Below are 7,242 nucleotides of genomic sequence, written 5' to 3'. Positions count from 1 at the left end.
ATCATTATCAATAAATATTCAATTTAAACAACACAATACTCCAATCACTTGTTACAGATCATCTTTCTGAGAACCCAATTTTTTATCAAGTGTTAATACTGCTAAAGCTGTAATAAATATTTTACTATACTGAGAATAATTTTTAGCGATCGCACTTTTTTTGGGTCGTCTAACAAAATCGCATTGCTCCCCTCCAGGGTTTACACTTGGTCGATGGGAACTATTTCCCAGTGGTAGCTAATACCTTGCCAGATGGTACAGTGTCCCTACCTAGTCAAGTTTTGGGGCTAGAGTTACGCCTGGAAGCAGGAAAACTCCGTTTTTACAATCCAGCTACGAGTCAAATACTGCTAACTCATGAAGAGGAAGCAGCAGCACGACAAGCCGCAGAAGAGGCTCGACAGCAAACAGAGCAAAAAGCGCAAAGATTAGCTGCTAAACTTCGAGAATTAAATATCGATCCAGATAGCCTTTAGCTAAATCCGGCAGTGTTAATAAAATAATCGGGTGAGTATGATTTACCCACCCTAATTATGCTTACTGAATTAGACAATAATCTCAAAGTTCTCCGTTAATCTTACGCCTGATGATTTCCATCTGGGCTTGCATATCAGCTTCTGTCACAGGCATGGGATAGCCTTTAGAATTAGGGTCACGTTTGCTCATTAAAAAACGTAGAGCTTCAATGTCTTCGCGGTTTTCCACGACGTAAGCTCTCAACTCTGTAAAACTCATTTGCTCATAATTCTGGTTCATTGACAAAATCCCAGATTCCATTACTTAGTACAATGACTTGGAGTTCATCTCCAGCTAAGATGTAAACTTGCCCTGTTTTGTCGTCAAATCGAAATAAACGGATGTCTTTGTAAAGATTTGACAGCATTTGACAAACCCTTACACAGGCTAAGGCTTGCTCTGTTGTTGGTAAAATAAACACTCCTTACTACTAATATAGGGTGAGCAATGCCCACCCTACTGCTGTTGATTATTTTTTGTGAGATTATAGCGGACGGTAGACGCGATAGTTGATTTCGGGGAAGATATTATCCATTAACTCGACTTTTTCCAGCCAACCACTGTCAACTTTGCCGACTTTAACATCTTCGTAGAGCTTATTGAACCGCATCAAGTGCGATCGCGTCCGTCTAACTGCATAGGGTACCATTGTTCCCGTCCGCATAATAAATGCCCAGTCGGAAGATTGTGCTAATAACAATTCCCTCGCTGCTTGGTTAAGCGCTTTCCACTGCAATTCATCCTCTGGTTCCAAATGCGATATTTCAATCATCCGTTCAGCAGCTTTGTGCAAATGCGGATAAACCCATGCATTCGTTTCATTCAACCAATATTCGTGGAAACCCTTGAAACCCCAACTCGACTGCGAAGGACGACAAACTTGCTGATTCGGCTGATCTCGCAAATAGTCTGCTAAATGAGTCATTTGATATGTTTTTTGGTCATACCACGACTTACGGAATAGGTAATCGATGAACCAGGGGCCTTCATACCACCAATGTCCAAATAACTCTGCGTCATAAGGCGAAACGATGATTGGCGGGCGCTGCATTATACCATAGAGATGCTCAGATTGCCGCTCTCGGTTATACATAAAGTTATCAGCGTGTTCTGCTGCCTTTTCCCTAGCCCAATACGGATCGTAAAGTGCCTTATCTGAAAGTCCTAAGCCACGCCCCGTAATTTTGTGATACTTAATGCCCGTATTTTTTCGCTGACCATTGGGCATGATGTAGGGCTTGATGTACTCATATTCTGCTTCCCAGCCCAAATCTTTGTAAAATTCTCGATATTCCGCCGCCCCAGGATAGCCCACTTCAGAAGACCATACCTGTTGGGACGATTCATGATCTCGACCAAAGACAGCAACACCAGTTTCCGTATAAATTGGGGCATAAGTGCCAAAGCGCGGACGGGGACGGGCGTAAAGGATGCCATGCCCATCAGTGAGGAAGTAGCGTAACCCAGCATCGGCTAGCATCCGATCTAAACCTTCATAGTAGGCACATTCCGGCAACCAAATGCCTCTGGGTGCTTGTCCAAAGGTTTGATCGTAATGTTCGCAGGCTACCTGAATTTGCGCCCACACCGCTTCTGGATACATTTTCATCAACGGTAAATAGCCGTGAGTAGCGCCGCAAGTGATGATTTCCAGGTTGTTACTGTCTTGGAACTGCTTAAAAGCTGTCACCAAGTCACCTTGATTGCGTTCCCATATCTGACGCGCTTCTTTAAACTCAGTAATGTAATGTTCAGCTAAATAACGAAGATGTCCGTTATTGACATTATGTTCTGCTTCTAGCGCTATAAGTTCTTCTAGTTGAGTCAAGTGTGCGTCATAGCGTTCTTGCAGCAGAGGATCACGAAGCATCGACACTAGAGGTGGTGTCATACTCATCGTGATTTTAAAGTCGATACCGTCTCGCTTTAAGCCTTCAAATACTTTCAATAATGGAATGTAGGTTTCTGTGATGGCTTCATAGAGCCATTCTTCCTCCAGCACGTAGTCACTTTCCGGGTGACGAACGAAGGGCAGATGTGCGTGAAGTACAAGCGCGACGTAGCCGATAGCCATAGTGATTTTGGGGTGATACTTGTAAGTTGAAGGTCGAGAGGTTTGGCTGAAATTAACAATATTTTAAGACTTATGGGGATCGTAAGAGCAGTTTTCAATTGACTTAAATATAGTGTGTGTAAGGGCACACCAATGTTATGCCCCCACCCCATGTTGTTGTTAACTAGTTGTAAGACCTGCCTATTTGCTTATTGTATAAGTTTGTACTGAAAATATTTACTCAGCTTCAACAAAGAGATAGTTCTTGCTAAGGGCAGTTCAAGAGCATCAGTTACAGATTAAGGTTATGAACAATTTGTCAATAAGTAATAGTGCTTAAAATAATTTACCCTGCAAATCGGGGTAAAAGAACCTATCCCACTAATAAATAATATCTGTGCTACAAAGCTTAGGCTTATTGAGAATTGAAAATGAAAAATCAGGGTTTTCAAGCACATTTTACGAAAATAAGTAGGGATTTTTAGAATAGTGGGATAGGTTCAAAGACAATTTTAAAGCTGGCGATGCCAAAGGCAAGCCGCTTTGTATTTACACGTCATATTTAAAAGCATCATTAGCTGGTGAAATTAATTATGCGTTGTCCGAAATTCTTGGTAGGGACAATTCATGAATTGTCCCTACGTCATTTTCACACCTATGTCTACTTATCCCTTAACCGAAAAAATCAGTACAAAGCTTAATTTAATACTTAATGAAGTGGTTAATTTTTAGCCTAGTTCCCAATGCGAAACTCAGAAGGCTCATTCTATAAAGCCTAAAAACCAAGGTTTTAGTTCCTGGAAACTTCTTAAATCCGTATCCTTATTTTTTGGAAATTTAGTTTCGCACTCCTAACTAGCCTAGTTCTATTGACAAAAATGATTTTTTCTGATTTTGTGCTACGCGATCGCAAATTAGAAATCCATAACTGATGAGATAGTCTTGCAATAATAATTATTATTTCATAATTTTCAGCTAAAAAATATATTTATTACTTTCTCTACTTGACAACATAGATATTACTTAACAACCCTACAACTGGGAAAACGGCACCTTGACAGTGCTAACTAGCACTGGGGTGAACAAGGGTCAATCCGATTTTGCTGCAACAGACAGCACAACCATCACTTTACTCACGCCCAATGTGAACACCATCAGCGATCGCTATACTGCGGGGAAGCGTTAACCCAAAGTTTGCCAGTCAGCCCTTAAACTCACAAACCTGTGATTCCCGCAACCCAGAAACCCGAACAGTTACATCTTGGATCAAGACTTGCAGCCAGATGAGCGTTGCACTGATCGCCCAAAAAGCCGATCCTGTAGCAAAGCCGACAAAGTAAAGTCTTCCTGAGAGCAACGCGAAATAGTGAGATCGTCGTCCAATGAGCTTTCTTGAGCTTTCTTGAGCAGGGGCAGGAGGGGGGTAAATAAAAAAGTAGTAATTTTTGCTACTAAAAATACTCCGCAATACATTTAATTTGTTTCTCTTCCCCTGCTTCCCCTGCTTCCCCATCTCACTGTTAGAGCATTGCTCCCAGTCTTCCCTATTCCTCATCCCGATATAATTCCTGCAAGTCCTGTAACTGAGTCTTGCGGGAAATGCGGCGATATTTTTTACTTTCTAGCTTGGGTTCGTATTGACTCTGCCCTTTGCCTTTGCTTTTTAACTTCATCGTAGATTCAGGATCAGCTTGTTGGTGCAGCTGAGTTTGACGAGCGATCGCAGCATCCAAAAATTCTAAATAATGTTCATACCGTTCCCAGTCTCCCCGCACCGCACACTCAGGCTCGTCTCGATGCAGACAATCACTAAACCGACAGCTAGCAACTGCTAACCGCTTTCTTGCTTCTGGGAAATAATGGATTAATTCTTCTGGGTTACAATCCATATCCGGCTGATTAAAGCCAGGAGTGTCAGCAAGCATTCCACCGCTAGGTAACTCAAATAATTCTATATGGCGAGTGGTATGACGACCACGAGCCAGTTTGCCAGAAACTTCTCCCACTCGCAGTTCAAGAGAATCAATCAGCGAATTAATCAGGCTGGATTTACCCACGCCGGAAGGCCCAGCAATTACAGTAATTTTACTGCTCAAATATCTGGCTGCTTGGTCAGTATTTATACCATCTTTGACGCTGATAAATATTGGTTCATAGCCCCAACCAAGAAGGCGATCGCTAATTTGCTGCTGTTCTTGCAGTGAAACTAAATCACTTTTATTCAAACATAAAAGCACATCCAAACCAGTAGACTCAGCCTTAATCAGAAACCGACTCAGTTGATAAGGTTCTAAAGGTGGATCGGCAACGGCAAATACCAATAGGATTTGGTTGACATTAGCGATCGCCGGACGATCTAATTCGCTTTGGCGGGGTAAAACATCAGCGATCGCACCCCGTCCCCCAGCCCAGTCTGGTTCTTCTACCACAACGCGATCGCCTACCATCACCTGTTGCCCGATTTTTTTCAGACGTGTTCGGCGAGTACAGAGGAGGAGAGGGGGATGGGGAAGATGAGGAGGATCTTGCTCCCTCATCTCCCTGATCTCCCCATCCTCTTGATCGAGCTGTACTCGGTAAAAATTAGCCTGTACAGCCACCACCGTACCCAATAACTGTCTAGTTGCGGCAAAATCTTCCCCTGTCATTGGCTAGTAACTGGACGGCGTACTAACAGAGAAAAATAATTACTACAGTCTGTAATTTGTTCAACTTGATAACCTGCCATTGTCAGACTATCGGGAACCTGCTCAATCGGCTCACCAGGGTCTAGCCAGACTTCTAGTAAACCTCCCAATGGCATTTTCTCCAGACGTAGTTTTGTCCGCACGAAATTAATTGGGCAAGGGGTGCCACGTAAATCAAGTTGAGCATCGGGAGTTAAAACAGAAAAGGGCTTCATTACTTAAATAAATTTCCCAAGAATCCTTCTAGACCGCCTTTACCAGTGCGATCTCCCTTAATTTTAGCCAGCTTCTCCAACAGTTCCCTCTCCTCAGGGGTGACCTTGTTGGGAATATCAATTAATACTGTCAGCATATGATCTCCTCGACTGACGGGATTACCCAAACGGGGTACGCCGCGATTTTCCAACTTCATTACCGTATTTGGCTGGGTTCCAGCCGGAATGATCAGTTCTACTGGCCCATCTACCGTATCTACCTCTAACCGACAACCTAAAATCGCTTGCAGGTAGCTAAGTTTGATTTCCGAGAGAATATTAATGCCATCCCGTTGGAATTCCTCGTCCTCATTCACAAACAAGTAAACGTATAAATCCCCAGGAGGGCCACTGCGTTGACCAGCATCCCCTTCACTAGAAATTCGCAAGCGTGTGCCATTATCCACCCCCGCCGGAATGGTAATTTTGAGTTTCTTTGTGACTTGATTTGCGCCTTTACCATCACACGCATCACACTTATCTTCAATTACCATCCCTGTCCCATTACAGGTGGGACAAGTCGAAACTTGGGTAAAACTGCCAAAAGGTGTTCTAGTGACACGGCGGACTTGACCCGATCCGGTACAAGTAGAACAAGTCCGGGGGCGGGTTCCAGGTTTAGCACCAGAACCGCTACAGACTTCACAATTTTCTAGATGAGAAATGCGAATTTCTTTTTCCCCGCCAAATACCGCTTCCCGAAAGTCTAACTTCAGGTCTAGCCGCAGGTCATCACCCCTAGCAGGCCCACTGCGCCGTCTTTGTTGCGTGGGATTACCCATACCGCCAGCAAAGCCACTAAAAATGCTTTCAAAGATATCGGCAAAACCACCCATATCGCCGACATCTTGGAAGCCTGAGCCAGCAGCACCTGACACCCCCTCTGGGCCAAAGCGATCATAACGAGCGCGGGTTTCTGGCTCAGAGAGTACCTCATAAGCGCGGTTAATCTCTTTAAAGCGATCCTCCGCCCCCGGTTCTTTGTTCACGTCTGGGTGATACTTCCGGGCTAAACGGCGATAGGCTTGTTTGATTTCTTCTTTGTCGGTGTCACGAGAGACACCCAGAATTTCATAATAGTCGCGGGCCATATAGCAAAGGTAAAAGTTAGAAGGAAGAAAGCAGAAGGCAGTAGAACGTCACGGTCACTTGCTACCCTACAGAAAAGTGTTTTGTCTACAGATATGCAAGAGCAACACAGGATCTTTTAGAGAGCGGCTTGCCGGAGGTAAAGCAGAAGATAAAATTAATTTTTGTTAATAACTGATTTTACCCTTTACCTTTTACAAAAATCACCGACAAATCTTGAGCAACAGGTGCTTTCCTCGTGGGAGACGACAAAAGCGATAGAAGTTAGCAGCAGGGGAAGCTTATGCTCAGACTTCTCACTGCCGAGTCGGCTGTCTCTTTTACAATTGTGCTACGTAGGAGAGGAAAACCCCGCCCATCAACCAGAGGGGCTAGCCACACCATTAGGTGTGGAAAACCACCCTTATGCAATGGAAGTGCATCTGAACTGGCACACTGCCTAGCCCACAGTAATTTGCTTCTACAATCTAGCAAACTGCTGGGGTCTTGTGAAACTTCGCTAAATTTATAATCTAAATATATAGATATATTAAAGTGCCTTAATAAAAATCTGCAACTTAGGGGATTGGGGACTAGGGACTGGGGACTGGGGACTAGGGACTGGGAGACTCGGGACTAGGAACTAGAAACTAGGAAATAATTC

General features: G+C 43.8%; 9 protein-coding genes. 3 read left to right on the top strand and 6 right to left on the bottom strand.

Annotated features, from left to right (window positions below):
• Positions 1–230: 230 nt before the first annotated feature.
• Positions 231–476 carry a hypothetical protein gene (locus ACFFAP_RS33420; protein ID WP_375515245.1) on the top strand — a complete coding sequence of 82 codons (246 nt, stop codon included), beginning with the start codon at positions 231–233 and terminating at the stop codon, positions 474–476.
• An 82-nt stretch (positions 477–558) separates the two neighbouring features.
• Here the strand turns inward: ACFFAP_RS33420 and ACFFAP_RS33415 are convergent, their stop codons facing one another.
• The 3 genes from ACFFAP_RS33415 to ACFFAP_RS33405 all read right to left on the bottom strand — a co-directional run bounded on the left by ACFFAP_RS33415 (position 559) and on the right by ACFFAP_RS33405 (position 2,590).
• Positions 559–756, bottom strand: coding sequence for a DUF6887 family protein (locus ACFFAP_RS33415; RefSeq protein WP_069070282.1), 198 nt, complete (start codon positions 754–756; stop codon positions 559–561).
• Positions 740–937 carry a DUF6888 family protein gene (locus ACFFAP_RS33410; protein WP_375515244.1) on the bottom strand — a complete coding sequence of 66 codons (198 nt, stop codon included), beginning with the start codon at positions 935–937 and terminating at the stop codon, positions 740–742. The genes ACFFAP_RS33415 and ACFFAP_RS33410 overlap by 17 nt, the downstream gene beginning before the upstream one ends.
• Before the next feature lie 63 nt (positions 938–1,000).
• A complete protein-coding gene (locus ACFFAP_RS33405) occupies positions 1,001–2,590 on the bottom strand; it encodes a glycoside hydrolase family 57 protein (RefSeq protein WP_375515243.1) in 1,590 nt (529 codons plus the stop codon).
• Positions 2,591–3,623: 1,033 nt separating this feature from the next.
• Between ACFFAP_RS33405 and ACFFAP_RS33400 the strand changes: the two genes are divergently transcribed.
• Complete coding sequence (locus tag ACFFAP_RS33400) at positions 3,624–3,755, top strand: hypothetical protein (RefSeq protein ID WP_375515242.1); 132 nt, start codon at positions 3,624–3,626, stop codon at positions 3,753–3,755.
• A gap of 358 nt (positions 3,756–4,113) precedes the next feature.
• On the opposite strand, the gene rsgA is transcribed toward ACFFAP_RS33400, so the two are convergent.
• Genes rsgA through dnaJ form a run of 3 tightly spaced genes read right to left on the bottom strand, consistent with a single transcriptional unit; the run spans position 4,114 to position 6,601 of the window.
• Positions 4,114–5,217 (bottom strand): small ribosomal subunit biogenesis GTPase RsgA, encoded by a 1,104-nt coding sequence (gene rsgA / locus ACFFAP_RS33395; protein WP_375515241.1) that lies wholly within the window; start codon positions 5,215–5,217, stop codon positions 4,114–4,116.
• Positions 5,214–5,471, bottom strand: coding sequence for a sulfurtransferase TusA family protein (locus ACFFAP_RS33390; protein ID WP_375515240.1), 258 nt, complete (start codon positions 5,469–5,471; stop codon positions 5,214–5,216). Before ACFFAP_RS33390 ends, rsgA begins: the two co-directional genes overlap by 4 nt.
• Entirely contained in the window at positions 5,471–6,601 is a 1,131-nt protein-coding gene (gene dnaJ / locus ACFFAP_RS33385; protein ID WP_229490120.1) for a molecular chaperone DnaJ, read from the bottom strand. The genes ACFFAP_RS33390 and dnaJ overlap by 1 nt, the downstream gene beginning before the upstream one ends.
• Positions 6,602–6,763: 162 nt before the next feature.
• On the opposite strand from dnaJ, the gene ACFFAP_RS33380 reads away from it, so the two are divergent.
• On the top strand, positions 6,764–7,042 hold the full coding sequence (locus ACFFAP_RS33380) for a hypothetical protein (protein WP_375515239.1): 279 nt from the start codon (positions 6,764–6,766) through the stop codon (positions 7,040–7,042).
• The last annotated feature ends 200 nt before the right edge of the window (positions 7,043–7,242 follow it).

This window comes from uncultured Nostoc sp. (assembly GCF_964245575.1).
Classification (GTDB): Bacteria; Cyanobacteriota; Cyanobacteriia; order Cyanobacteriales; family Nostocaceae; genus Nostoc.
This window is presented reverse-complemented; position numbering and strand designations above follow the sequence as displayed.